Source organism: Duganella rhizosphaerae (genome assembly GCF_040364205.1).
GTDB classification, from domain to species: domain Bacteria; phylum Pseudomonadota; class Gammaproteobacteria; order Burkholderiales; family Burkholderiaceae_D; genus Rugamonas; species Rugamonas rhizosphaerae.
In genome coordinates this window covers 1-1,200 of the sequence record NZ_BPWK01000062.1, presented here as the reverse complement: position 1 = coordinate 1,200, position 1,200 = coordinate 1, and the positions used below count along the sequence as shown (strand labels likewise).

Here is a 1,200-nt window from a genome sequence, read left to right as displayed (position 1 = left end):
CAGGAAGGGATACTGTTCCACCACATGATGCAAAGCGAGGGCGACGCCTACCTGCTGCCGACGCTGATCGAGTTCGATACGCGTGTGCGCCTGGACGGCTTCCTGTCGACCTTGCAGACGGTGGTCGACCGCCACGACATCCTGCGCACCGCGGTGCTGTGGGATGGCTTGCCCGAACCGGTGCAGGTGGTGTGGCGCAAGGCGCCGCTGACTGTCGACGAAGTGGAGCTCGACGCGGCCGACGGCGCCATCGCGGAGCAGATGGCACAGCGCTACGACTCGCACAATTATCGCCTGGATGTGCGCCAGGCCCCGTTGATGCGCGGCTTTATCGGCGCGGACCGCGCCAACGGACGCTGGTTGTTACAGCTATTAAGCCACCACATGGCGCTCGACCATACAACGCTGGAAATCCTGATCGAGGAAATTCGCGTCATCCAGCAGGGCCGGGAGGCGCAACTGCCGCCGGCGCTGCCGTTCCGTAATTTTGTGGCGCAGGCGCGTCTGGGTGTGAGCCGGGAGGAGCATGAGACCTTCTTTGCCGGCATGCTGGCCGATATCGACGAACCGACCGCGCCATACGGACTGCTTGATGTACAGGGCGATGGCGGCCGGATCGAAGAGATCAAGCGGGAATTGCCATCCGATCTGGCTGCGCGGATGCGGATCCAGGCGCGCAGTCTCGGCGTGAGTGCGGCCAGCCTGATTCACCTGGCTTGGGGACAGGTGCTGGCCAAGCTGTCCGGGCGCCAGGACGTGGTATTCGGCACTGTGCTGTTCGGACGCATGCAGGGTGGCGCCGGATCCGACCGCGGCCTGGGCATGTTCATCAATACCTTGCCGGTTCGGGTTAACGTCGATGGCAAGGGCGTAGCACAAAGCGTACGCGACACGCATGCGCTGTTGACGCAATTGCTGCGCCATGAGCATGCGTCGCTGGCATTGGCTCAGCGCTGTAGCGCGGTGCAGGCGCCGTTGCCGCTGTTCTCGTCGTTGCTGAATTATCGTCATAGCGCTGTTGCCGAGGAAGGCGTTACGGAACATGCCAGCGCAGGTTGGGACGGCGTGGAGGTGGTCAGTGGAAAAGAGCGCACCAACTTCCCGCTGACGCTGTCGGTGGATGACCTGGGTGGCGGCTTCCGGCTGACGGCGCAGGTCGACCAGTCGGTATCGGCGGCGCGCGTCTGCGGCTATATGCAG

General features: G+C 63.8%; 1 protein-coding gene. It reads left to right on the top strand.

Translation table 11 applies throughout. The annotated features are described in order from the left end of the window. On the top strand, positions 1-1,200 hold a 1,200-nt coding region (locus tag RUGAMON1_RS32595; protein WP_445234415.1), incomplete at both ends, for a condensation domain-containing protein.